This is a genomic window from Corynebacterium sp. (assembly GCF_030826625.1).
Taxonomy (GTDB): domain Bacteria; phylum Actinomycetota; class Actinomycetes; order Mycobacteriales; family Mycobacteriaceae; genus Corynebacterium.
In genome coordinates this window covers 17,282-40,397 of record NZ_JAPJNQ010000009.1, presented here as the reverse complement: position 1 = coordinate 40,397, position 23,116 = coordinate 17,282, and the positions used below count along the sequence as shown (strand labels likewise).

Sequence of the window (23,116 nt, the reverse complement as noted above, 5' to 3'; positions counted from 1 at the left end):
CTGCAAAAGGGACCATAATCGACACCATCAACGCCAAAGCCACCATTCCCGGCGGCACGTTCCCCGTACGGCACCATCATCGGCCGCACGTTCCCCGTACGACAGGGTGCCTCAATCCCCACCGCGACATAAGAAAACCGCCCGGTACGCTACGCGCGTATCGGACGGTTTCGCTGGGTTCCCAAAAGAACCAATTATTCAGTGCCCTGCATAGTCACAAAGCTATGCAGAAGCGGAGGCGACCTATTTAGCGGTCAACGTTAAGAACCAGACCGTTCTGGTCGATGTCGATGTCGATGCCACCAACTTCAACTTCCCAGTAGCCGTCGTTGTCCCACTTGACCTTGCCTTCACCATTGTGGGCACGCTGCAGAACCTGAGCTACTTCGTCCTTAGTCAGACGCTCTTCGGTCAGGTCGCGCTCTGCTTCACCGGTGTAGCCGGTGATATCGGTAGGCAGGTCGTTGGTAGCAGCGTTGCCACCTGCCTGGCCAGCACCGGAACCAGCACCAGCACCAGCACCAGCATTGTTACCAGCGTTAGCGCCAGCACCTTCAGTTACGGTGACAGTAGCCTGTCCGCTGCCCTGGTTGTTCTGGTTATTCTGTTGTGCTGGTGCTGCGGTTTCAGTGACGGTCACTGGGGCACCATTGCCGCCATTGCTGCAGGCGGCGAGAGTCAGGCCCAGAGCGGCGGTGGCTGCTGCGATGGAAACGCGGCGGAAAGTATTCGATTTCATGTCTTCAACCCTTCTTGTGAGTCTTGTGAGTTTTCCCAGCGTTTACTGGGGAGGCGGTGTCTAGCCTCTGAGAACTCCAGCTCGACACGATAAGTGAGTATACATACATTGACACGTGAACTATGTGTCTAAACCCCAAATTGTGGGGCATATATCACAGCATGCTGCGTGGTGACCGTGGTTACGCTTGCCTTAACAAGATAGCCAATACCTTGAAAACCGGGATTTTAGGGCCGCGCTAGCTAGAAAACCCCGAAATAAATAGGCCAAGACAGCTAGAGCCACCGAAACAGGTAGGCCAAGAAAACTCAACCAAAAACTCATCCAAGACAGCTAGGCTGAGACAGGTAGGCTAGGGCACAGCTCATAGCACCCACTGCACCACAGGGTGCGCAACTGCAAAGAAAAGGGAAACGTTTCACCATGATTCAGTTCGTCGTCGGTGCCACCGCGGGATACGTCTTCGGCACGAAGGCGGGCCGAAAGCGGTACCACCAAATCAAAGATGCCTACGAAAAGGCCATCAACTCTCAGGTCACCAAATCAATGACGCGCTCTGCACGCAAGGCAATCGCCGACCGGCTTGATCCAGACCCTCGCATGCGTGAGGTCAAAGACCTGAGCGCTCGCAAAAAGCACCCGAACCAGGTCGACGGCAGCGACGTAGAAACAGATCGCAGCACCGACCGCATCTACGAACACGACGAAGACTAGCGCGGTAGCTAACTAGCGAAACGCCCGCGCAATCAATTCCCGGCGCGCCTGCTCGAGAGCCACCAAATCAGCAAACAGCGAATGGTAGGTTTGCTCATCATCACTTGGTCGCATGCGCTGCAATTGCGCCTTGAGCTGCGCAATCTGATCCCCCACCCGGGCTTCCTGTAACCGGGAAAGCACCATATCACCGTAAGCCTCGATCCCGGCGCTGGCGAAACGAATTTCTTCTACCGCCAGCTCAGACACCAGTGAACGCCCCACCAAGTCAGCCATGTGCTCGGCCACGGCCGCAATCCAGTCGACGCCATCGCGGGCGTTGGCGACTCCCCCAGCCTGATAAATCGCAGCCCGCACCGCGCGGTAGGCGTCGTTGGTGAATACATCCTCACCCAAGCCGTCGAAATACTCGCCGACTTCTTGGGGGTACTGCAGCGCCAACTTGAGAGATTCCCGCTGCGGCCACAAGTAGGTATCCCGCGGATTCGGCGCCACGATGCCTGGGCTGTCCTGCCGTGCACCGGCTGGGCTCTCACCATCAAAGCGACGTGCACGCTTGACAGAGTCTTGCGGGTTCGGCGCTTTCTGCGCTTCTTTGCGGACCTGGGATAAGACTTCATCGGGGCTTTCCCAGCCAACCCAGCCCGACAATCGACGCGCGTATTCCGTTTGCAATGGTTTATCGCGAATCCCCGCCACCACCGGCACGGTGCGTCGTAAAGCTTGCAGGCGACCTTCGACGGAATCAAGCTTCTGGGTCGCCAGAATCGACTGGATCACGAACTCAAACATGGGGATGCGGTCGGCGACCAGATCACGCACGGCTGCGTCGCCACGCTCTAAGCGCAGGTCACACGGATCCATCCCAGGTGGGGCGACTGCGACGAAAGACTGCCCAGAAAACTTCTGCTCACCCGAAAACGCGCGCATCGCAGCCTTCTGCCCGGCCTCGTCACCGTCGAAGGTATAAATCAACTCGCCGGTGAAATAGCTATCATCCAGCATCAGTCGACGAATCACCTGCAGGTGCTCCTGGCCGAACGCAGTACCACAAGCGGCGATGGCAGTTTTTACCCCGGCCGCGTGCATCGCCATGACGTCGGTGTAGCCTTCCACGATCACCGCTTGGTGGCCGGAAGCAATATGCTTTTTCGCCATGTCCAGCCCAAACAGAACTTTCGACTTGTGATACAGCATGGTATCCGGGGTGTTCATGTATTTGCCCAGCTTGTCGTCGTCGAAAAGCTTGCGGGCACCAAAACCAATCACGTTGCCGGCGATATCTTTGATCGGCCACAACAGCCGACGGTGAAAACGATCGATCGGGCCGCGCTTGCCCATCTTCGACAGCCCAGCTTTGTCTAGCTCGTCGAACTCAAATCCTTTGCGCAGCAGGTGCTTCGTCAGCGTGTCCCAGCCGGCCGGTGCATAACCGATTTCGAATTCGTAGATCTGCTCGCGCGAAAACCCGCGTTCCAGCAGAAACTCGCGGCCCGTGCGCGCCTGTTCGGTTTCTAATTGCTCACGATAAAACTCGTGTGCTGCGCGGTTCGCCTGGATCAGCCGCTGCCGGGTCCAGGGTTTTTCGCGACGCCCGCCCGTCGTGCCGCCCTGGTAGGTGATGTGATAGCCAATTTTTTCCGCGACCGCCTCCACGGCCTCCGGGAAACTCAGCTGCTCCATCTCCATCAGGAAACTGAAAACATCACCGCCTTTGCCCGACGAAAAGCAGTGGTAGTAGCCACGCTGCGGACGCACATGGAACGACGGAGTCTTCTCGTCCTTGAACGGCGAGAGCCCTTTGAGCGAATCATGCCCGGCGTTTTTCAGTTGGACGTACTCGCCGACGATCTCATCAATCGCGGCGCGCTCACGGATTGCCTGAATATCACTATCGGGGATCCGTCCTTGAGCCATGCCCCAAAGACTACCTTTTCCCGGCGCCACAGCGTAGCTGAGCTAGTCCCCTGCATCGCTGAACTCGCCCCCCCTGCGTAGCTGAGCTAGTGCAAAAAGCCCGACAACTGCGCTGCCTGCTGCGCTAGCCGCTCCAAGCGCGATTCCGTCATCGAAGCAATCTGATCGATGACCACCCGCTGGCGCCCGGCTGCCGTTTCCGCCTGTTTCCACCACAGCGCGAACATCGGGTCGAGCGAACCCGGCGCGCCCGCCACGAGATAGTCGTAAACACCAAAGATGCGCTCGCGCTGCCGATCTTGCCGCGCCAGATGCGAAGGCTCATCCATCACGTACAGCACCGCCAGGGTTTTCAGCAGCTTGACCTCAGCCTCAGCTTGGCGGGGCACAATCAGAGTGCCGTTGTAGCGCCCCAATTGTTGCTTGTCGACGAGGGCTTCATTGTGTTCCCGGCTTGCCGCGATCGTTGCTCCGACGTAGCGCCCCACCAGCTCTGAGGTCATTGTTTTCAGTTTGACGTATCCGTCCAAGCTGGGCGCAAAATCCACAGCGGCATTGATGACCGGCAGCTCTCGCAGTGAGCCGGCAGCGTCGAGAAGCTCCTCGGCGTCACCACCGAAGGCCTTCGCGCCCTTTTCTGCCAACGCGGCCAGCTCAACCAGATCCCACAGCACCGCGAGATTCACCCGGCCTGCCACCACCCCGTCTTCGACGTCGTGCACGGAATAAGCGATATCGTCCGACCAGTCCATGGCTTGGGCTTCCATCGTCGGCCGCGCGAGACCGCTGCGGTGATTATTTGCCGGATCGTAGGCACGTATCCAGTCCAGCACATCGGCTTGCTCGTCATAGCAGCCGTATTTTTTGTTCGTGGTGCCATCCGCATTCGTTTTCGTCCGCGGGTATTTGCACGCTGCATCCAGGGCGGCACGTGTCAGGTTCAGCCCGCGGCTGGCGCCGTCGTCGTCAAGAATTTTCGGTTCCAGCAGCGTGAGGATGCGCAAGGTTTGCGCATTGCCCTCGAAGCCACCGCATTCGGTGGCCAGCTGGTCCAGGGCCGTTTCGCCGTTGTGGCCATATGGCGGGTGGCCGATATCGTGAATCAGCCCAGCCATCTCGCAGAGATCCGGGTTCAGCCCCAGGCCTTCGCCGATGCCACGCGAAATCTGCGCGACTTCCAGCGAGTGTGTCAGCCGGGTGCGGGGCGTATCGCCATCGTGGGGCCCGACGACCTGAGTTTTATCCGCTAGCCGACGCAGCGCCGCCGAGTGCAGTGCGCGAGCACGATCGCGAGAGAATTCATCACGCTGTTCAGTGAATTTTGGTGTGCTGCTGGCACTTGTGCCGGAGCCGGCGGGCGTCGCCAAGCTGCTTTGTTTCGGTGCCTCGGCGTAGCGGCGTTGCATATCGGCTTCGCGATAGTGAAAACGGCCTGTGCTCACTGCGTGCTCCCCTATTCCGGCTGTTGTGCCTGCTCGTATTGCCGACGCAATTCCTCGTGCCGTGCTCGGCGCGACGGCCACACCGCGGATTGCACTCGGCGCAAGATGCTTTCCAGCCTAACCGCATGCGACGCACCCGCCAGCACATACACGTCGGCAACGCACAGGCCACCGATCTCATGGGCCAAGGATTTCCACCACGCTCGGCTTGGGTACCGGCTCGGGGAATGCGGCGTGGGAAAGGCCTGCGGAATCACCCCATAGCGACGGGCGATTTTTTCCGCGCGCAGGCTGTGGTTCGGGTCGGTGATCAGCATGACATCGCAGCCCGCGAGGTTCGGGTAGCGGCTCAGCGTCGCAGCGAGGCTAGCAGAGGTGTCAGAGCCTGCGCCGACGGCTTCTGCCGCGGCGATCCCCCGTGCTTGCAGATACCTCGCGCCTACCGCGCCTTCGGTGTCGTCGTCGCCAGGCAACGCACCACCGAGGCACAACACTTGGGCATCCGGGAAGATGCGGGAGGCGAATTTCGCCTGCTCAAGACGGGCGGCGAATTGCCGCGACGGCGTGCCGTTATATTGCGCAGTGCCCAACACGGCGATGGCTTCGGGCTCGTATTCCGGCAGATAGATGCGTCGGCGAGCGATGACCAGAACGCGGGTTGCCTGTACACCGGTGATCAGCAGTGGGGCTGCGATAGCAGCGGCGAATGTGCTGACGAAGGCGGTGGTGGTCAAGGTGGCACGGAGGTTTCGCAATTTCACGCTTTCTAGTCTGCCTTATGGGCAACGCGGGTATTATCGTCGCCATGCGGCAGAATTCAGTTTCAGCAACCCCAACAGTTTTCCGACGTCGGCTGCTTGGTTCTGGAAGCCCGCAAGGTTTCCGCACCGCAGCCGGGATCGCGGCCGTCACCGCTGCTACCGGCTGGGTGGCGGCCTTCGGTGCGCTCGGTGCTGGACCAGCCAACGCGGCCGAGGTCGACGCAGCCGAGGCCAGCACCAACGCGGTCGAGGCCACCACGGCATCAGCTGTCACGCTCGCCCAAGCCATTGATGCCGGGCGCTTGGATTCCCAGCTGGTCGATGGCGTCGGCATCCTTGACGACGAACAAAAACAAGCCATCACCGATGAACTGCAAGCACTGCAGCAATCCGACCGCATCCAGTTCTACATCGTCTACACCGACACCTTCGGTTCGATGAGCTCGCAAGAGTTCGCAGAAACCACCGCCGCGGCTAACGGTGGCGGGCAAGGCAGCAACGTCGGTGTGCTCGCTATCGCCGTGGAAGATCAGCAATATGACGTTTATGCCTCCCCTGGTGGAACTTGGAGCCAGGACAAACTCGATGCTGCATCCGCTGCGGCTTACGACGAATTGATTAACGACGATTTCGCAGCCGCGGGATTGGCCGCTGCGCAAGCGGTGCGAACGGGTTCTGCTGGTGGCGGTGACACGAGCAGCGGTGGCACGAGTAGCGGCAGCGGTGGCGATTCTGGTGGCGCAGGCTGGCTTGCTGCTGGCGGTCTCGCCGTCGTCGCTGGTGGCGGTGGTATCTGGTACTACAACCGTCGCAAGACCAAGCAGGATTCCACGAAATTGCTTGCCGACGCCCGGCAGATCTCGCCGGATGACACCAGCTCGCTGCTGCGCTTGCCGGTGGCCACGCTGGAAGAACGCGCCGATGAAGAAATTACCTCGACCGATGAATCCATCCGCCGCGCCAAAGAAGAACTCGACCTAGCAATCGCGGAGTTCGGCGCCGACCGCGCACGTCAATTCACTCGCGCGATGAATAACTCGAAATCCGTCATGCAGCGCGCCTTCCGCTCGAAGAACGAGCTGGATTCGCACAACACACTGCCTGAAGATCAGCGTCGCGCCCGCTTAGTCGAGATCATCTCCGACTGCGGGAAGGCCGATCGCGAGTTGGATTCGCAAGCCGAGAAATTCGCCGAAATGCGCAACTTGCTTGGTCAAGCTGGCACGAAAATCTCCGAGCTCACCCAGCGCAGCGTCGCAGCACGTGCGCAGTTGCAGCGTGCCCAATCCACCATGGAATCACTGCGGGAAAGCTATTCGGCCGAGGTGCTGCACTCGATAGCCGATAACCCAGAGATGGCCGAGGTGTCTTTGGAAGAAGCCGAGGATCTGCTCGGGCACGCCAACCAGCTGCACGATAAGCCTGCCGGCCAACAGCAGGGATTGGTGGAAACCATCCGCGAGGCAGAACACGCCTTGGAAGTCACCACCCGGCTGCTCGATGGTGTGGAAAATGCCCGCTCTGATATCGCGACCGCGAAATCGAGCATCAACGATTTGATCACTGAGGTTGAAGAAGAAATCGACGAGGCCAAGCAGCTGAAACAACGGGGCTCGCAGGACGGTACCCCGGCCGATTGGGATGCGCTCGATACCATCGTCGACAACGCGCGGCAAGCTTTAGCCCAGGCCAAGGAGAACAAAGACACCGACCCGCTGGGCAGCTACAACCAGCTGCTGGATGCCGATACTGAACTCGATGACAAGCTGGATCGCGTGCGCGAAAAATCCGCCGATCACCAGCGCACGCTGCAGCTTCTGCAGCAACAGCTGCAGTCTGCCAACTCGCGGATCCGTGCGGCCGAGGACCTGATTTCTTCCCGCGGCCGCATAGTGAAATCCGGGGCTCGTACCGCGCTTGCCGACGCCCAACGCATGCACGCCGAGGCCATGCAGTTGCGTGATACCGATGCGCGCCTAGCAATCGAAGCAGCCCGTGGTGCCGGACAGGCTGCCCAGGCTGCGATTAAGCGCGCCGAAGATGACGTGAAAGACCACCAACGTTCGATGAATTCGCACGGTGGTGGTTTCGGTGGCCCAGGCGGTGGCCGTGGTTACCGGCGCGGGCGCAGCTCCACCGGATCTTTGTTGACTGGAATGGTGCTGGGCTCGATCCTGGGTGGTTCCGGAGGCAGCAGTGGCTTCGGCGGCGGTTTCGGTGGCGGCGGAAGCTTCGGTGGAGGTGGTGGTGGCTTCGGCGGCGGCCACTCCGGAGGGTCGTTCTAAACGCTAAACCACAGCTAGAACAGAAACGCCAAGATCGCCACGACTGTGCACAGCAACAGCGTGGCGATAATACCGACTGCCGACGACGACAGTCGTGATTCTAGAATCATGCGAGCAGCAAAACTCAGCGCGATGATTTCATCACGCTGCAGTGGTTTCGCATCGGCTTCAGCATCAAATTCTAAAACGGCACGGCGCACACCACGGTTGGAACCGGTGAATTGTGCGACTTTGTTGCCGTTTTCGTCGTCAATGATCCAATTCTTGCCGGATTCATTAACAAAGCTAAACTCGCGTTCGCCAGCACGCGCCAGCAAACGCTTGGCGCGCGCTAAGTTGCCGTCGATAGTCAGACGGGACTCGCCGGATTCTGCGTCGACGGCTTTGATCCCGCGGGATTGCTCTACCTGCAGCTGCCAGCGAGAGCCGTCGAACTCGGCCGCATCGTCGCTGAATACCGCCAGGCGCTGCGGCCCGTCTTCTTCCAGCAATACCGGGGTATTGCGGTCATTACGGTCCCAACTGGTATGACGCATGTGCGTGCCTTTCTGTTGTAGCGCCTAACTGACAGCTTGGCAGCTTGCAGATTTGTAGCTTGCAGCCACGCAGCTTTAGCAACCCGGCTTTTAGCAGCCGAGCAGGCGTGCAGCCAAGTAGGATTCCAGATCCTCGATGGCCACGCGTTCTTGTTCCATCGTGTCGCGCTCACGCACGGTCACGGCGCCGTCTTCCAAGGAATCGAAGTCATAGGTCACGCAGAACGGCGTACCGATTTCATCGTGGCGACGGTAACGGCGGCCAATGGCGCCGGAAGTGTCGAAGTCGACGTTCCAGTGCTGGCGCAACTTCTGTGACAGCTCCTTGGCCGGGCCGGTGAGTTCTTCCTTCTTCGACAACGGAAGAACCGCAACCTTGACCGGTGCCAGACGACGATCCAGGCGCAGCACGACGCGCTTGTCGGTGCCGCCCTTGGCGTTCGGTGCTTCTTCCTCGTGGTAGGCGTCGACAAGGAATGCCATCATGGAACGGCCCAGGCCGGCAGCCGGTTCGATGACGTACGGGATCCAGCGCTCTTCTTTCGACTGGTCGTAATACGACATGTCTTCGCCGGAGCCTTCTTGGTGCACGCGCAGGTCGTAGTCAGTACGGTTGGCAACACCTTCCAGCTCTCCCCACTTCGAACCCTGGAAACCGAAAGCGTATTCCACGTCGACGGTGCGCTTGGAATAGTGCGACAGCGACTCTGGTGGGTGCTCATACAGGCGCAGGTTTTCTGGCTTGATTCCCAGGTCGATGTACCACTGGTGGCGGTCATCGATCCAGTACTGGTGCCATTCTTCGTCGGTACCCGGCTCAACGAAGAATTCCATCTCCATCTGCTCGAACTCACGGGTACGGAAGATGAAGTTGCCTGGGGTGATCTCGTTGCGGAAGGACTTACCGATGTTCGCGATGCCGAACGGTGGCTTCATGCGCGAGGAAGTCAACACGTTCTTGAAGTTCACGAAGATACCCTGCGCGGTCTCCGGGCGCAGGTAGTGCAGGCCTTCTTCGTCGTCGACTGGGCCCAGGAAGGTCTTCAGCAGACCAGAAAATGCACGTGGCTCGGTCCAGTTACCTGGCTGCCCGGTCTCTGGGTCATTGATATCGGCCAAGCCGTTTTCTGGCGGGTGGCCGTGCTTTTCTTCGTAGGCTTCCAGCAGGTGGTCAGCGCGGTATCGCTTGTGGGTATAGAGGGATTCCACCAACGGGTCGGTGAAAACTTCCACGTGGCCGGACGAGACCCAGGTCTGACGCGGCAGGATGATGGAAGAATCAATACCGACGACGTCATCGCGGGATTGCACCATGTGGCGCCACCACTGGCGTTTGATGTTTTCTTTCAGCTCAACACCCAGCGGGCCGTAATCCCATGCTGAACGCGAGCCGCCATAAATCTCACCAGCCTGGTAGACCAAGCCACGGCGCTTACATAGGTTTACGACGGTGTCGATGACATTCGCCATTGTAAAAAGGACTCCTCTGGTAGGGGATAAGTCGGTTGTCGTCCGCACCCGAATGATACGGGTCGTCGCAGGCTATCCTACCGCGTCAACGCGACCCTTCTAGAGTTAGGTAACCCAAGCCCGAACCCGGATGGGGGTAGGTTCCTAGGCAAACATGGAGTAAGCATAAGGCAACACTTCCTCGCATTTTGTTCAGGCGCCTGAAAACGTTTAAGATTGCACTTATTGAAGATTGCTCCCAATAATTCGGGAGCGCTATCCGTAGCAGAAAATCCGCTGTGGATATACCACTCACCAGGAAGGACTCGTGATGCCCACCGACGTTATCGCGAATACCACCGCAGCAGCGACGATCATCCGCGCGCTCAACTCTCCCCTACGCCTGCAAATCCTGCACTGCCTGAGCCAGCGCGACTGCTGCGTCTACGAACTTGTCAGCGAATTGGGCCGCTCCCAACCGCTGGTGAGCCAGCACCTGCGCATCCTCAAGCAATCCGGCTTGGTCTCGTCTCATTCGTGCGGGCGCGAAGTAACCTACCAACTCACTCGCCGCGAGGCTCTCAACATCGCAGCCATTGCGGCCAGCATCGCTCCTTAAATAGACTGGAAGAATGTCTTCCGTACAGTCCGCCATTCCCAAGCTCGGCGCCCGCAACACGCGCCAGCGCACCGCCGTCATTCAGGTGCTGCGTGACCTGGATAATTTCGCCTCTGCCAAAGCCATTCATCACGAATTGGTGCACCGCGACAACCAGGTCGGCTTGACGACGGTCTACCGCACGCTGCAGTCACTCGCCGAAATCGAAGCGGTCGACGTACTGCACATGCCTTCCGGCGAAACCCTATATCGCAGCTGCGACAACCACCACCATCACCACCACCTTGTGTGCACCAACTGTGGCCGCACCGAAGAAATCGACGGCGGCCCGGTCGAGGATTGGGCGCGCGAAGTGGTGGCAGCTTATGGTTTCCAACTCACCGGCCATGATGCCGAGGTATTCGGTGTGTGCGCGGACTGCCAAAAGTCGGATTAGCGAGCACGCGCTGAGTCTTTGTGCTCGCTGAGTCCCTGGACTGCTGAGTCCCTGGACTTAAGAAATTACCCCGCCGAAAACCAATCCCAGCGCATACGTCGCCCCAGCCGCTCCGAGCCCGATCAACAATTGGCGTGCGGCTCGCCACAGCGGCGGTTTACCCGACAAAATCCCGGTCACTCCCCCGGTGATCAACAAAGCCAGGGAAACCAATATCACCGCGACGACCGCACCAGTAGTGGTCGAGGCACCGAAAATAAACGGCAAGATCGGCAGCAATGCACCGCCGGCGAAAAATAAGAAACTTGAGACTGCAGCAGCCCAGGCTTCACCCGTGGAATGCACCTGGCCGACTTCTTCATCCTCAGTATCTTCAGTGCCCTGGGAAATTTGCGCAAATAATTGGTCTGCCTTGCGCTGCGCATCGTCTTCCGACATGCCACGAGCGCGAAAGACCAGCGCTAATTCATTAGCCTCCACATCCACATTCGCAGCCATCCGCGACGACGAGGTTTGTGGTTGCGAAGCCCCCAACAACTCATTCTGCGATTTCACAGAAATAAATTCACCGGCGCCCATAGATAAAGCACCGGCCAATAAACCAGAAACACCGGTGATCAACACCACCGAAGGCCCGACCCCAGAGCCCAAGACACCAAGAACCAGCGCCAAGTTCGAAACCAAACCGTCGTTGACACCGAAAACCGCAGCGCGGAACGTGCCCGACATACGCTCGCGCGATCGCGTAGCGAGCCCGCGCACCACCTCGGCATGGACTTGTTCATCCATCGCCAATTGATCGGAAGCATCCTCGTCGACAAGATAAGGGCTGCGCGATTCCGCTGACTGCATCAGCGCCAACGTGAACACGGAACCAAAAATCTTCGCCAAAAAACCCAAAAGCCGGGTGCTGAAATCAGCCTTACGCGGGCGCCCTAACTGATCACCCAACTTATCGCGCCAATACTGTTGGTGGCGCGACTCAGCCTCAGCAATCTTGGTCAGAATTTCCCGGTCTTCGGGGTTTTTCTGCCGGGCAGCCAAAGTCTTGTACACCGCAGCTTCCGAGCGTTCATTAGCGAGGTAGCGCCGCCACCGCTCTAGCTGCTGCTCCGATGGCTGCTGGCTCACTTGGTACCTCCGAAGCGACGATCTCGCCGGGCGTATTCCGCCACCGCGTCGTAGAGATCCTGCGGGGTGAAATCAGGAAACAGCTTATCCTGATACACCATCTCTGCATAGGCCGATTGCCACAACAGAAAATTCGAGGTGCGCTTTTCGCCCGACGGACGCAAAAATAAATCCACATCAGGCATCGTCGGATCATACAAATAACGTCCGATAGTTTTTTCGTTGATATCCCCCGCACGCAGTTTGCCCGATTCGATATCTCGTCCGATGAGCTGCATGGCGTCGGCAAGCTCGGCACGGCCCCCATAATTCACGCACATAACCAGCGTCATCCGCGTGTTGTTCTTTGTCAGCTCCTCGGCTTCACGCAACTCTTTAATCACGCTGCGCCACAACCGCGGGCGGCGACCCGCCCAAACCACACGCACGCCCTTCTCATGCAAAATATCCCGCTGCCTGCGCAAAACATCGCGGTTAAAGCCCATGAGAAAACGCACTTCGCTGGCAGAACGACGCCAATTTTCCGTCGAAAACGCATACGCCGACAAATACTCCACCCCGAGCTCCAGGCAGGCATCTACGGCATCCATCAACACGGCCTCGCCGCGCTTGTGGCCTTCGGTGCGCTCCATACCGCGCTCTTGTGCCCAACGGCCGTTTCCGTCCATGACCAGGGCAATGTGGCGTGGGATGAACTGCTGCGGGATCTGGTGGTCCGTGCTGAAAATACTCATCGCTGGATAGTTTACAGCGACTGCTCCATGATGCTCAGTGCTTTAACGTTGTGTTCCATGTGCCATTGCAAATGAGCGCGCACCAGACGGTGAGCGGCGGCAGAATACTCCGGGTGAGCTGCTGTGATAGCCGAGGCTTTGTCCCAGTAGCGACCAGCCAAAAGCCACATATAATGCAACACTTCTTCTGCGATATCCGCCGAACCGCTCGGGCGACACTGGTGACAACACGCACCACCCACGCCGGGGTGAAACGCGTGGTGCGGGCCGGGGCGCGAACACTGCGCGCACGCAAACAGCACCGGCGCCCAACCGGCAACTTCCATAGCCTGCAATAAAAAAGAATCGAGCACTGCCACCGGGTCTTCGGCGTCGGCAAGCACCCCAAGCGCCTCGATCAGAGCGCGGAACAGTGATTCATCATCCGGCTGTGCCAGGCGCTCGGCAGCTTCCAGCATCGCACAGCCGGCGGTATAGCGCTCGTAATCATCAATGATTCCGGTGGCGAAGAACGCGACCGTATCGGCGCCAGTGATGGTATCAAGGTTACGTCCCGGATAAAGCTGCACGTTCAGGTGCACAAATGGTGCAAGCCGCGAGCCAAAACGTGACTTCGCGCGGCGTACCCCTTTGGCCACTGCACGCACCACCCCGTGCTGTTGAGTCAGCAAGACAATAATGCGGTCAGCCTCGCCGAAATCATAAGTGCGCACAACGACGGCGTTTTCGCGATAAGGCTTCGAACGCGCCACTGCTGTATCCCCTGCTAGAACCCGAGCCGTCCCAGCGACTTCGGATCCGACTGCCAGTTTTTCAGCACCTTAATGCGCAGGTCCAAAAAGACGTTGTGCCCCAGTAGCTCAATGATCTGCTTGCGTGCAGTGTGCACGATGCGACCAAACCGGCGCCCATCTTTGCCTTCGATGATCTTCTTTTGCCCTGGCCGCTCAACATAAAGCACAGCATGAATATTGCTGACACCTGGGCGATCATCGTCGGGAAGAATCTCATCAATTTCCACCGCCACCGAGTGCGGCAGCTCATCGCGCAGACCAGACAGCGCGGCCTCGCGAATCAATTCGCTAATCCGGGTGAAATTATCGTCGTCCGTGACGTGATCATCCGGGTAAAACTTGTGGCCTTCCGGAAGTTTTTGCACGATCACATCGGTCAGCACGTCGATCTGCGTGTACTCAGTCGCAGAAACCGGCACGACTTCGCAATCGCCACCGAGTAGCTCATGCAACGCGAGCAGTTGCTTGCCGACGGCATCGCGGCCAACCTTATCCAACTTCGTGACGATTCCAATGATTGGTACATTCGGCGCCACGTTGCGAATATTATCCAAGATCCAGCGATCGCCCGGGCCGATCTTCTCATCGGCAGGAACGGTAAAACCGATCACGTCGACGTCCGAATAATTGTCTTTGACCAGCTCATTGAGTCGCTCGCCGAGGAGAGTGCGCGGACGGTGCAGACCTGGCGTGTCGACGACGACGATCTGCGCATCCTCGCGGTGAATCAAGCCACGAATGGCGTGGCGGGTGGTTTCTGGCTGGTCCGCCGTGATCGCGATTTTCTGCCCCACCAGGGCGTTGGTCAGCGTAGATTTGCCGGTATTGGGCCGGCCCACAAAGCTCACGAAACCAGAGCGGAAGCCTTCAGGAACGTCAAGATAATTGTCGATGCTCATGGTTTAGTTCTCACCTGCAGTAACAGCGCTGGCATCGAAGTGTCGCTTCGGATCCACGAAGCAATCCTGTGCCGCAATCAAATCAAGCTCAGAGGAACCACGCTTGTAGGTAGTCTCCAGCAGCTCGTAAACCGAAGCCGCCGTAGCCTCCAGCGCCTTGGATACCTCACCATGGTAGGAATAGTGGCCGCTGAACAGCGCAGCAGTCACATCACCCGAACCATTGCGCTTGAAATCCAGGTACGGGGTTTGCACCAGGAAGACTTCGTCGCCGTCGGCAGCCAGCATCTCGATGACATCGTCGTCGTTGCCCGGGCGTACCAGCGAGGTCACCAGCACCACGCGTGGGCCCATCGCCTGTAGGGCGCGCACGGCTTCGAGCACCTGCTCGAAAGTCTCAACGGGTTTGTTCGTCAGGTAACCGAGCTCGAATTGGTTCGGGGTGACGATATCGGCAACCGGCACGACCTTATCGCGCAGCAGCGGTGGAATGGAATCGTCGACAAAGCACCCCGATTTTGCGTTACCCATTACCGGATCACACGCATACAGCGCATCCGGGTTAGCCTTTTTGATCCGCTCAACAGCATCGATAATGACATCGGCGATCTCCGGGCTGCCCTGGTAACCGGACAAAATCACGTCGATCTTCTCGAATGCTTCGCGTCGCTCCAAGCCATTAATAACATCGCCTACCTGGTCTGCTGGGAGCAACGGACCACCCCAGTCGCCGTAACCGGTGTGGTTGGAGAAGTTCACGGTGTGCACCGGCCACACCTCATAGCCCGCGCGCTGCAGCGGGAATACAGCAGCGGAGTTTCCAACGTGCCCAAAGCTCACGTGTGACTGGATGGACAATACGGTGTTCATATTCATGGGTTCTTACCTCTTAACCTGGGACTCGTCAGTAGTGGATTCGCCATCGTTGTGCTGTGGCTCGCCAATCGCCGGGATCTCGCCGTCGGCAAGCTGCCCACCTGCTAGTTGCTCATCCAAATCAGCACGATCGGCTGCCGACGGGAAGGCCTGTGGGCCGGTTGGCTTCGGCGGGAAGTTCATGCCGCGGCGCTGGATGTCGTCGTACCAGTCCGCGAGAATCTCGTTTTGTAGTGCGAACATCTCTTTTTCTTCTACCGGGGTCCCGTGATCATACCCCAACAAATGCAAACACGAATGCGTCGTCAACAAAGCCAACTCATGTGCCAAGCTGTGCCCTCCGGCATCGGCTTGTTTTTGCGCGAATTCTGGGCAGAGCACAATATCGCCAAGCATCGCCGGGCCAGCCAGCTCTGCATCCGGGCGGGTGGTGTGGAACCCCGGGGTGAGCTCGTCGATGGGAAAGCTCATGACATCCGTCGGGCCCGGCAGATTCATCCAGTGCATATGCAATTCGGCAATGGTGTCCTCGTCGACGCAGGTGATCGTGGCTTCCGCCTCTGGGCTTAAGTCCATGGCCGCCAGAGTGAACGCCGCGACATCGAGCAGCATTTCTTCGTTAATGCCGTCGAAACCAGATTCATTAAAAAATTCAATGCTCATGAGCGGTTCCTGTCTCGTTAGTGTCCGGATTGCTGATGGTGGTTTTGCTCACGCCTGTGCTGGCTGTTTTGTTGGCGGGTTTCTTGATGCTCGTGCTCGTAGTAGTCATAGGCGTCAACGATGCGGCCGACCAGCGCATGACGAACCACATCACCAGCGCCCATCTCAGCGAAGTGAATGCCTTCCACACCGTCGAGAATGCGACGCACCGTCTTCAGCCCAGAGTTTTGCCCACGCGGAAGATCCACCTGCGATTCATCACCGGTGACCACAAACGTGGTACCGAAGCCCAGGCGCGTCAAGAACATTTTCATCTGCGCCGCGGTGGTGTTTTGTGCCTCATCGAGAATCACAAATGCGTCGTTGAGCGTGCGCCCACGCATATATGCCAGCGGGGCAACCTCAATGATGCCGGCTTCCATCAGCCGTGGAATGGCTTCTGGATCCAACATGTCGCGCAGCGCATCATGCAACGGACGCAAGTACGGATCGATCTTGTCGTTCAGCGTGCCTGGCAAAAAGCCCAGCTTCTCGCCGGCCTCGACGGCAGGACGCGTCAAGATAATGCGCTGCACCTGCTTGTTCTGCAAAGCTTGCACGGCCTTCGCGACTGCCAGGTACGTCTTGCCAGTACCCGCCGGACCCAAGCCAAAGACAATAGTGTTTTCATCAATGGCGTCGACGTATTCTGCCTGCCCGACGGTTTTCGCACGAATCTTTTTCCCGCGCCGCGAGACGATACTGCCGCCCAGCGCTTGCGCCACAGCAATGGGAGAATCCTCGCTCAACAGCGACAACACGTGCTTGACGCCGTCCGGGCTGACGGTATGCCCGCGCCGCGCCATGGCTTCGAGTTCACCAAAGGCTTTGACTGCTCGTGCGACCTCATAATCTGGGCCGGTAATTTTCACCATGGTTCCGCGGGCAAAAATATCCGCGTCCAAGTGATTGTCTAACACGCGAAGATTTTCATCGGTGGTGCCCAACACTGTGCGTGCGTGGGCGGGATCCAGGTCAATTTTCCGGGTTTGAATGTGCACGCAGCCAGCCTACCAACTGAAACTGATAACCAACGAAGTTCTGCGCCCGACAACCAAGATTCAGGCCTCGAGCACAACTTCGGCGAGCATACGACCACTCGGCAACTCACTACCGTCGGCAGGCTCTTCGGTGACCATGACCTTGCTGGTTGCCGCATCAAATGGCATCCACACACCGTCGTGCGGGTCTTGCCCGATCACGCCTGCCGAGCGCACCACACCATTCTTGTCGACGGACCACACCTGCGCGCCCATGCCGTCGGCAAGCTCCGGCTGGCCATCGACCATAGCGCCGGCTTTGCCCATCTCCGTTGAGGAGACGATTTCGAGTCGCGCGCCTTCCGCAGAAGTCGTGCCGCGAACCATGTCATTTGCCGACATGATCTCATGCATCTGCTCGTGACCATCAGCCGCTTCCTGTACACTGCCTGCGGGTTTGTCCTGCACACTTTCTTCGGCGACGACGGTACCATCATCAGCGGAATCGGAATCACTGTTCACCACAGGTGTGATCACCGTGATTCCCACCAACAACGCCGCAGCAGCGGCAGCACCAAATGCCCACATCGGCTTACGCGACTTACCAGTACGCGCTCGCAGAGGAACGACGTTACCTACTTCTCCGGCGCTCATTTCTCGAGAGCTGGTTTCAGTAGCTTTTTCACCGGTTATCTCTGCCCCAGAAACATTCGCACCGGAAATCTTCGCACCGGAAATCTCTGCCAGCACCTTGTCTTTCACATGGCGCGGCGGAGTGTGCTCCGGAACGGAATCGAGGAAGGAGTCGAATGTCTCGTCATCGAATTGTTCTGTATTACTCATGGTGCGACTCACCCCTTCCCCAGACGGCTGCTAGTTTTCGTACTCCATCACGCACCCGCGTTTTCGCGGTCCCTAATGGAACATCAGTTGATTCTGCCAATTCCGCATGGCTGAGCCCGTTGAAAAAGGTCAACAACACGGCAGTTCGGTGCGGCTCGCCAATCGTGTCAACGGCGGCACGCAACCGCGAGGCCTCCACGTTCGACAACGCTTCACCTTCCACATCAACGCCGCGGATGCGTTCGTCGAGTGCAAAATCTTGATCATCACGACGCACACTTGCATGGTATGCACGCAACTTGTCGATCGCGCGTGAATGAGCGATCCGGCCAACCCAGGTGCGGGCATGGCCGCGGTCCGAATCGAAGTTATCCGCCTTATTCCAGACTTCCACGAAAACTTCCTGCAAGACTTCCTCGGCTAAGGAATTATTGCCCAAAACCTGGATGATCACACCAAATGCCAACGGCGAGAGAGCATCATAAAGCTGTGAAAAGGCGCGCTGATCCCCGCGAGCGACGCCTTCGACGAGCGCGTCGAGACGAGCATGTTCTTCGGGGCTGCAACTAGACACAGCTTCAGATACTACTTGTTCATCTTGTCGCCTTCCATTTCGTCTTTCTCCATCTTGTCGTCGTGCTCCATCTTGTCGTTCTTCTCCATTTTGTCGTTCTTCTCCATTTTGTCGTTCTTCTCCATCTTGTCGTTCTTCTCCATCTTGTCGGAGTCAGACATCTTTTCACTCGTCATCTTCTCGCTGCTCATCTGCGTCGAAGTTTCCGAGGTAGTGCTCGGCGTCTCCGCAGAATCATCGTTGCTGCAAGCAGCCAAACCAACCGAACTGATGGCAACAGCAGCGGCGGCAACAAAGAACTTCTTCATAGAAATGTGTGCAGACACGGGGTTTTCTCCTTCGAGATAGCGGTTAGGAATCACTGTGCGAAGCCAGCCCTACATTGTTGTGGGTCAACTGCCTTCATGTACTACTGCGGAGCCATCACGAAACCGGATTGGAAAATTTAAAAAATTTCCAAACCTTCAGCAAATTTTCAGCGCCTCAACCAATCCAGCACCACGGTTGGTTCCGAAAAAGCACATGACTAACAAAACAGCGCGCCGCGATCTGCGCGCCGTCGCTGCGGAAATTCAAGAAAGGTCACACAACTATGCTCAGCACAATCGCCATCGGTTTCATCGGTGGCCTCATCACGGGCATTTCACCGTGCATTTTGCCCATCCTGCCGCTGGTATTAGCGGTATCCCAAGGCTCCAAAGCGCGGCCGTGGCTCGTCATCGGTGGCTTAGTCACCAGCTTTACCGTCGTCACGCTTTTTGCCACCACGCTGTTGAACGCGCTGGGTCTGCCCGCCGATATTTTGTGGAAGATCGGCATCGCGCTGCTGGTACTCGTCGGCCTGGGAATGATCTTCCCAAAGTTGCAGGAGCTGCTGGAATGGCCTTTCCAATTCCTGCCACGTGCGCACAAATTGCAGGCAAAAGCCCGCGATAAGGGTGGTTTTGCGGTTGGTCTGGCGATGGGCGTGGTGTTCGTGCCGTGTGCCGGACCTGTCCTTGCCGCCATCACCGTCGCGGGTGCCACCGGGGAAATTGATGCCCGTATCGCTGTCTTGTGTGTTTCTTTCGCCATCGGCGTTGCTATTCCGCTGTTGGCTTTTGCACTCGGTGGCCAGCAGGTCGGCAAGCGCGTCGACTTCTTCCAGTCCCATCAAAAGGCTTTCCGTGCTACGGCTGGTGTGGTAGTCATCGCGATGGCCGGGGCCCTAGCGTTGGGCGCACCTGCCTGGATCCAGCAGAAACTACCCAACTGGACCGGCGATGCAGAAAAATCCGTCACCGCGCAGCTGGCTCACAACGACGGCGGCTCTGACTCGCTTGAAGATTGCCGTGGCATCGGCGAGTTGGGCAGCTGTGGCACGGTGCCGGAATTGGTGGGTCTGGAAAATTGGATGAACACGGACGCACCGATCGACCCGCGCACCTCCGGTGATGTCACGCTGATCGATTTCTGGGCTTATGCCTGCATCAACTGCCAGCGCGCGAATGCGCACATCACCAAGCTTTATGATCACTACCGTGATTACGGTCTGACCGTCATCGGCGTCCACGCACCGGAATATGCCTTCGAACGCGAAACTGAAAACGTGCGCCAAGCGGTTGCCGAGCAAAACATCAACTACCCCGTCGCCCAAGATAATTCCTTTGCGACGTGGAAGGCCTTCAACAACCACTATTGGCCTGCGCATTATCTTGTCGACGCCGACGGCACCGTCCGCGAGATCCACGAAGGCGAAGGCGCCTACGCCCGCACCGAGCAGCTAGTGCGCGAGTTGCTACAAAAACGCGACCCATCCGTCGAGCTTCCTGCACCGTTGGAAGATGCTGACGACGTCACCACCCAGCAGCGTAACCCAGAGACCTATTTGGGCAGCCAACGCGCACGCTACTACGCCAACCCCGCATATAAATCCGGCACCTTGTCTGGGCCAGAACCAGAGATCGGCCAGTACACGCTGGAAGGCGATTGGACGATCGAGCAAGAAAACATCACCGCTGGTGACAACGCAAAGATCCGGCTGAACTACCGCGCATCACGCGTGCAGGTAGTGGTATCTGGCAACGGCACGATCACCGCCGATGGTAAGCAGTTCCCGGTGGCAGCCGACGGCACCGTCGACTTGCTCGATACCGAGGACGCGCAAGCCGGAATCTTGGACATCGAAGTCTCACCCGGTTTGAGCTTGTATTCGTTTACATTTGGGTAGTTTAGCGACACACGAACACATGTTCGTCAGCGTTTCCCCACTTCAGCGCATAAATTCATAAACTTCATAAAGTTCATAAGAATTCATAAGCGTATGGGTTATGATGACGAACATGAGCACCAGCGACTGGTGGCTGCACCGATGACGGACAACGCCACCATCGCCGCAGAAGCCGTGCGCAACACCTGTGGCCCCAGAACCACTGGCTGCGCACCGGCGCTGCGCAGTAGTGCTACTTCTTCATCGCCGATGCCGCCTTCTGGCCCGACGATAAGAAACACTGTCCCGGAAAGCTCTGGAGCCAGCTGGGCTAGCGGCTGACTTGCTTCTTCGTGCAACACGACGGCGGTATGTCCATCAATCAGCTGCGCCAGCTGCGCGGTGCTCACCGGCTCCCGGACTTCCGGTACCGTCACCCGGCGCGATTGTTTCGCCGCCGCAGCCGCCGCGGACTGCCATTTCTGCACGCCTTTGCTGCGTTTGGCGCCCTGCCATTTCGCAATACAGCGGGCGGCTTGCCACGGGATGATCTCGTCGGCCCCGGCTTGCGTCGCCAAGTCCACGGCTAGCTCGCTGCGTTCTGCTTTCGGCAAAGCCTGCACGACGACAACGTACGGTTCGGGGCGGTCGCATTCGCCGACCGCGACGGCTTCACCAGCCAAGTGGTCTTTGCCGCTGGTTTCAGTCACGGCAATTTCTGCCCAGCGACCCGCGCCGTCGATAAGCTGAATGTGCTCACCTGCCGCGATCCGCTTCACGGTCACCGCATGGCGTGCTTCTGCCCCATCCAAAGTGGTGTGCTCGCCGCGTGCGGGCAGCGGCGCGGAGGCAAAAAATACCGGGAGTGACATTGCGACAACCTCGTGCGCTAGAAGCCGAAGCGTCCGCGCAGACGGCTAAACAGACCATCGGAGTTGCCGTCGGACTCGGAGTTCACACGGGAGGATTCCTCGCGCTTGTCGCGAACTTCCTCCAGCAACTGGCGGGTCTTCTTATCGAGATCCGTCGGCACGGCAACGTCGACATGGGCAATCATCTTGCCCTGACCATCGGTACGCACGCGTGGCATACCTTTGCCATCTTTGACGATCTGGCCACCCGGCTGGGTGCCAGCGGCGATTTCAAATTCGATGTCCTCGCCGTCCAGGCCTTCCACGCTGCAGGTGGTGCCCAGTGCGGCGTCAACCATCGGCACGGTGATGGAAAGATGCAGCGTATCGGCGTCGCGGGTGAAGATATCGTGCTTTTTCACGCGCACTTCGACGTACAAGTCACCGGCTGCGCCACCGCCGTGGCCGACTTCTCCCTGGCCAGCCATGCGGATGCGCATACCGTCGTCAATGCCCTTCGGGATGTTGATGGTCAGGTCACGGCGCTTCTTCACGCGACCATCGCCACCGCAGTGGTTGCACGGATCCTTGATCACTTCACCGAATCCCTGGCAGTTGTGGCAGGCGCGTGAGGTCATCACGTTGCCCAAGAAGCTGCGCTGCATCTCCTGGATTTCACCAGCACCGTTGCAGACCTCACAGGTCACCGGCTTTTCGCCGTCAGCAGAACCCGAGCCGGTACAACGGTTACACAGCACCGCGGTATCGACGGTGACTTGCTTCTTCATGCCGGTGTACGCCTGGTTCAAGGTGATCGAGGTGCGCAGCAGGGCATCGTTGCCCGGCTGTACGCGCGAACGCGGGCCACGCGAACCGCCCCCGGCACCGCCGCCGAAGAAGGCTTCAAAGATATCGCCGAATCCCCCGGCACCACCGAAGCCGGCTCCGCCACCAGCGCCGCCGCCTTGCTCCATCGGGTCACCACCCATGTCGACGATTTTGCGTTTTTGTGGATCCATCAAGACGTCGTGGGCGTCGGTCGCTTCCGAGAACTTCGACGCGGCCTCGTCGGATGGGTTCACATCCGGGTGATATTTACGGGCGAGTTTGCGGTACGCCTTTTTAATCTCCGCCTCGCTGGCGTCTTTGGATACTCCCAAAATTCCGTAATAGTCACGAGCCACTGTTGTATCGATTCCTTAGGTCAGTTGGTTTAGCTATTGTCAGTGCTGTATTAGAACTGCTTCAGTTCCAAGCCAGATCTGTTTGCTGCAGGATATGCAGTTTTATGCATTAGTCGATCTACCAGAATACAGGCTAATTCGTGCCTGCCAGAATCTGACTGACATACCGTGCAACAGCGCGTACCGACGAAATTGTTCCCGAATAGTCCATAAATGTCGGACCGACCACACCGAGGCCTCCTAGCGTGGCGGATTCATTGCCATAACCTGCGGTAACGATCGACGCGTGCTGTAGTTCTTCGTCTTCGTTTTCTTGGCCGATCAGCACATCGACGTTGCCCAGCTCAGGGACGTTCGCTAAGAGCTTAAACATCACGACTTGTTCTTCCAGCGCATCGATAATCTGCGGCAGCCCTTGCGGGAAATCCCGGACACCACGAGTCAGGTTCGATGCACCCGCCA

General features: G+C 58.3%; 23 protein-coding genes and 1 pseudogene. 5 read left to right on the top strand and 19 right to left on the bottom strand.

The annotated features are described in order from the left end of the window. Positions 1 to 247: 247 nt before the first annotated feature. Positions 248 to 739: a hypothetical protein gene (locus RCH87_RS02385; protein WP_306515155.1), complete on the bottom strand. Its 492-nt coding sequence runs from the start codon at positions 737 to 739 to the stop codon at positions 248 to 250. A 423-nt stretch (positions 740 to 1,162) separates the two neighbouring features. Here RCH87_RS02385 and RCH87_RS02380 point away from each other — a divergent pair, with 423 nt between their 5' ends. Beyond that, positions 1,163 to 1,453, top strand: a complete 291-nt coding sequence (locus RCH87_RS02380; RefSeq protein ID WP_306515154.1) for a hypothetical protein — start codon at positions 1,163 to 1,165, stop codon at positions 1,451 to 1,453. 12 nt (positions 1,454 to 1,465) lie between these two features. Here the strand turns inward: RCH87_RS02380 and dnaG are convergent, their stop codons facing one another. The 3 genes from dnaG to RCH87_RS02365 all read right to left on the bottom strand — a co-directional run bounded on the left by dnaG (position 1,466) and on the right by RCH87_RS02365 (position 5,573). Then, positions 1,466 to 3,370 (bottom strand): DNA primase, encoded by a 1,905-nt coding sequence (gene dnaG, locus RCH87_RS02375; RefSeq protein ID WP_306515153.1) that lies wholly within the window; start codon positions 3,368 to 3,370, stop codon positions 1,466 to 1,468. Positions 3,371 to 3,456: 86 nt separating this feature from the next. Further along, entirely contained in the window at positions 3,457 to 4,812 is a 1,356-nt protein-coding gene (locus tag RCH87_RS02370; RefSeq protein ID WP_306515152.1) for a deoxyguanosinetriphosphate triphosphohydrolase, read from the bottom strand. Positions 4,813 to 4,823: 11 nt separating this feature from the next. Further along, a complete protein-coding gene (locus tag RCH87_RS02365; protein ID WP_306515151.1) occupies positions 4,824 to 5,573 on the bottom strand; it encodes a YdcF family protein in 750 nt (249 codons plus the stop codon). 44 nt (positions 5,574 to 5,617) lie between these two features. On the opposite strand from RCH87_RS02365, the gene RCH87_RS02360 reads away from it, so the two are divergent. Then, entirely contained in the window at positions 5,618 to 7,858 is a 2,241-nt protein-coding gene (locus RCH87_RS02360; RefSeq protein ID WP_306515150.1) for a TPM domain-containing protein, read from the top strand. 14 nt (positions 7,859 to 7,872) lie between these two features. Here the strand turns inward: RCH87_RS02360 and RCH87_RS02355 are convergent, their stop codons facing one another. Beyond that, on the bottom strand, positions 7,873 to 8,394 hold the full coding sequence (locus tag RCH87_RS02355) for a hypothetical protein (protein WP_306515149.1): 522 nt from the start codon (positions 8,392 to 8,394) through the stop codon (positions 7,873 to 7,875). A gap of 90 nt (positions 8,395 to 8,484) precedes the next feature. Continuing rightward, positions 8,485 to 9,864, bottom strand: coding sequence for a glycine--tRNA ligase (locus tag RCH87_RS02350; RefSeq protein WP_306515148.1), 1,380 nt, complete (start codon positions 9,862 to 9,864; stop codon positions 8,485 to 8,487). Positions 9,865 to 10,174: 310 nt separating this feature from the next. On the opposite strand from RCH87_RS02350, the gene RCH87_RS02345 reads away from it, so the two are divergent. Both RCH87_RS02345 and RCH87_RS02340 read left to right on the top strand, forming a co-directional pair. Further along, positions 10,175 to 10,462, top strand: a complete 288-nt coding sequence (locus tag RCH87_RS02345) for a metalloregulator ArsR/SmtB family transcription factor (protein ID WP_306515147.1) — start codon at positions 10,175 to 10,177, stop codon at positions 10,460 to 10,462. A gap of 13 nt (positions 10,463 to 10,475) precedes the next feature. Continuing rightward, positions 10,476 to 10,898, top strand: a complete 423-nt coding sequence (locus tag RCH87_RS02340; protein WP_306515146.1) for a Fur family transcriptional regulator — start codon at positions 10,476 to 10,478, stop codon at positions 10,896 to 10,898. A gap of 57 nt (positions 10,899 to 10,955) precedes the next feature. Here RCH87_RS02340 and RCH87_RS02335 read toward each other — a convergent pair whose 3' ends face one another. From RCH87_RS02335 to RCH87_RS02290, 10 genes are read right to left on the bottom strand one after another with little or no spacing between them, the layout of a single operon-like run. Continuing rightward, positions 10,956 to 12,029, bottom strand: a complete 1,074-nt coding sequence (locus tag RCH87_RS02335; protein WP_306515145.1) for a VIT1/CCC1 transporter family protein — start codon at positions 12,027 to 12,029, stop codon at positions 10,956 to 10,958. Next, positions 12,026 to 12,763 (bottom strand): isoprenyl transferase, encoded by a 738-nt coding sequence (locus RCH87_RS02330; protein WP_306515144.1) that lies wholly within the window; start codon positions 12,761 to 12,763, stop codon positions 12,026 to 12,028. The genes RCH87_RS02335 and RCH87_RS02330 overlap by 4 nt, the downstream gene beginning before the upstream one ends. Positions 12,764 to 12,774: 11 nt before the next feature. Continuing rightward, positions 12,775 to 13,515, bottom strand: coding sequence for a DNA repair protein RecO (gene recO, locus RCH87_RS02325; RefSeq protein ID WP_306515143.1), 741 nt, complete (start codon positions 13,513 to 13,515; stop codon positions 12,775 to 12,777). Between the two features lie 14 nt (positions 13,516 to 13,529). Further along, entirely contained in the window at positions 13,530 to 14,456 is a 927-nt protein-coding gene (gene era / locus RCH87_RS02320) for a GTPase Era (RefSeq protein ID WP_306515142.1), read from the bottom strand. Positions 14,457 to 14,459: 3 nt separating this feature from the next. After that, complete coding sequence (gene pdxY / locus RCH87_RS02315) at positions 14,460 to 15,332, bottom strand: pyridoxal kinase PdxY (protein WP_373690897.1); 873 nt, start codon at positions 15,330 to 15,332, stop codon at positions 14,460 to 14,462. Between the two features lie 6 nt (positions 15,333 to 15,338). Next, a complete protein-coding gene (gene ybeY, locus RCH87_RS02310) occupies positions 15,339 to 15,995 on the bottom strand; it encodes an rRNA maturation RNase YbeY (RefSeq protein WP_306515141.1) in 657 nt (218 codons plus the stop codon). A gap of 17 nt (positions 15,996 to 16,012) precedes the next feature. Beyond that, a complete protein-coding gene (locus RCH87_RS02305; protein ID WP_306515140.1) occupies positions 16,013 to 17,035 on the bottom strand; it encodes a PhoH family protein in 1,023 nt (340 codons plus the stop codon). A gap of 60 nt (positions 17,036 to 17,095) precedes the next feature. Then, entirely contained in the window at positions 17,096 to 17,857 is a 762-nt protein-coding gene (locus RCH87_RS02300; protein WP_306515139.1) for an anti-sigma factor, read from the bottom strand. Continuing rightward, entirely contained in the window at positions 17,850 to 18,431 is a 582-nt protein-coding gene (locus RCH87_RS02295; protein ID WP_306515138.1) for a sigma-70 family RNA polymerase sigma factor, read from the bottom strand. Before RCH87_RS02295 ends, RCH87_RS02300 begins: the two co-directional genes overlap by 8 nt. 11 nt (positions 18,432 to 18,442) lie before the next feature. Continuing rightward, positions 18,443 to 18,757 (bottom strand): hypothetical protein, encoded by a 315-nt coding sequence (locus tag RCH87_RS02290; protein WP_306515137.1) that lies wholly within the window; start codon positions 18,755 to 18,757, stop codon positions 18,443 to 18,445. 266 nt (positions 18,758 to 19,023) lie between these two features. Here RCH87_RS02290 and RCH87_RS02285 point away from each other — a divergent pair, with 266 nt between their 5' ends. Next, on the top strand, positions 19,024 to 20,640 hold the full coding sequence (locus tag RCH87_RS02285; protein ID WP_306515136.1) for a cytochrome c biogenesis protein CcdA: 1,617 nt from the start codon (positions 19,024 to 19,026) through the stop codon (positions 20,638 to 20,640). 98 nt (positions 20,641 to 20,738) lie between these two features. On the opposite strand, the gene RCH87_RS02280 is transcribed toward RCH87_RS02285, so the two are convergent. The 3 genes and pseudogenes from RCH87_RS02280 to RCH87_RS02270 form a co-directional block, all read right to left on the bottom strand. Continuing rightward, positions 20,739 to 21,491: a 16S rRNA (uracil(1498)-N(3))-methyltransferase gene (locus RCH87_RS02280; RefSeq protein ID WP_306515135.1), complete on the bottom strand. Its 753-nt coding sequence runs from the start codon at positions 21,489 to 21,491 to the stop codon at positions 20,739 to 20,741. Between the two features lie 17 nt (positions 21,492 to 21,508). Then, positions 21,509 to 22,654 carry a molecular chaperone DnaJ gene (gene dnaJ / locus RCH87_RS02275; protein WP_306515134.1) on the bottom strand — a complete coding sequence of 382 codons (1,146 nt, stop codon included), beginning with the start codon at positions 22,652 to 22,654 and terminating at the stop codon, positions 21,509 to 21,511. Between the two features lie 133 nt (positions 22,655 to 22,787). After that, a pseudogene (locus RCH87_RS02270) lies at positions 22,788 to 23,116 on the bottom strand (heat-inducible transcriptional repressor HrcA); the annotation flags it as partial.

What these genes read in the sequence shown, in the direction of transcription:
- RCH87_RS02385 (WP_306515155.1), bottom strand. Translation starts at nt 739, where the DNA reads ATGAAATCGAATACTTTCCGCCGCGTTTCCATCGCAGCAGCCACCGCC.
- RCH87_RS02380 (WP_306515154.1), top strand. Translation starts at nt 1,163, where the DNA reads ATGATTCAGTTCGTCGTCGGTGCCACCGCGGGATACGTCTTCGGCACG.
- dnaG (WP_306515153.1), bottom strand. Translation starts at nt 3,370, where the DNA reads ATGGCTCAAGGACGGATCCCCGATAGTGATATTCAGGCAATCCGTGAG.
- RCH87_RS02360 (WP_306515150.1), top strand. Translation starts at nt 5,618, where the DNA reads ATGCGGCAGAATTCAGTTTCAGCAACCCCAACAGTTTTCCGACGTCGG.
- RCH87_RS02355 (WP_306515149.1), bottom strand. Translation starts at nt 8,394, where the DNA reads ATGCGTCATACCAGTTGGGACCGTAATGACCGCAATACCCCGGTATTG.
- RCH87_RS02350 (WP_306515148.1), bottom strand. Translation starts at nt 9,864, where the DNA reads ATGGCGAATGTCATCGACACCGTCGTAAACCTATGTAAGCGCCGTGGC.
- RCH87_RS02345 (WP_306515147.1), top strand. Translation starts at nt 10,175, where the DNA reads ATGCCCACCGACGTTATCGCGAATACCACCGCAGCAGCGACGATCATC.
- RCH87_RS02340 (WP_306515146.1), top strand. Translation starts at nt 10,476, where the DNA reads ATGTCTTCCGTACAGTCCGCCATTCCCAAGCTCGGCGCCCGCAACACG.
- RCH87_RS02330 (WP_306515144.1), bottom strand. Translation starts at nt 12,763, where the DNA reads ATGAGTATTTTCAGCACGGACCACCAGATCCCGCAGCAGTTCATCCCA.
- era (WP_306515142.1), bottom strand. Translation starts at nt 14,456, where the DNA reads ATGAGCATCGACAATTATCTTGACGTTCCTGAAGGCTTCCGCTCTGGT.
- pdxY (WP_373690897.1), bottom strand. Translation starts at nt 15,332, where the DNA reads ATGAATATGAACACCGTATTGTCCATCCAGTCACACGTGAGCTTTGGG.
- ybeY (WP_306515141.1), bottom strand. Translation starts at nt 15,995, where the DNA reads ATGAGCATTGAATTTTTTAATGAATCTGGTTTCGACGGCATTAACGAA.
- RCH87_RS02300 (WP_306515139.1), bottom strand. Translation starts at nt 17,857, where the DNA reads ATGAGTAATACAGAACAATTCGATGACGAGACATTCGACTCCTTCCTC.
- RCH87_RS02285 (WP_306515136.1), top strand. Translation starts at nt 19,024, where the DNA reads ATGCTCAGCACAATCGCCATCGGTTTCATCGGTGGCCTCATCACGGGC.
- RCH87_RS02280 (WP_306515135.1), bottom strand. Translation starts at nt 21,491, where the DNA reads ATGTCACTCCCGGTATTTTTTGCCTCCGCGCCGCTGCCCGCACGCGGC.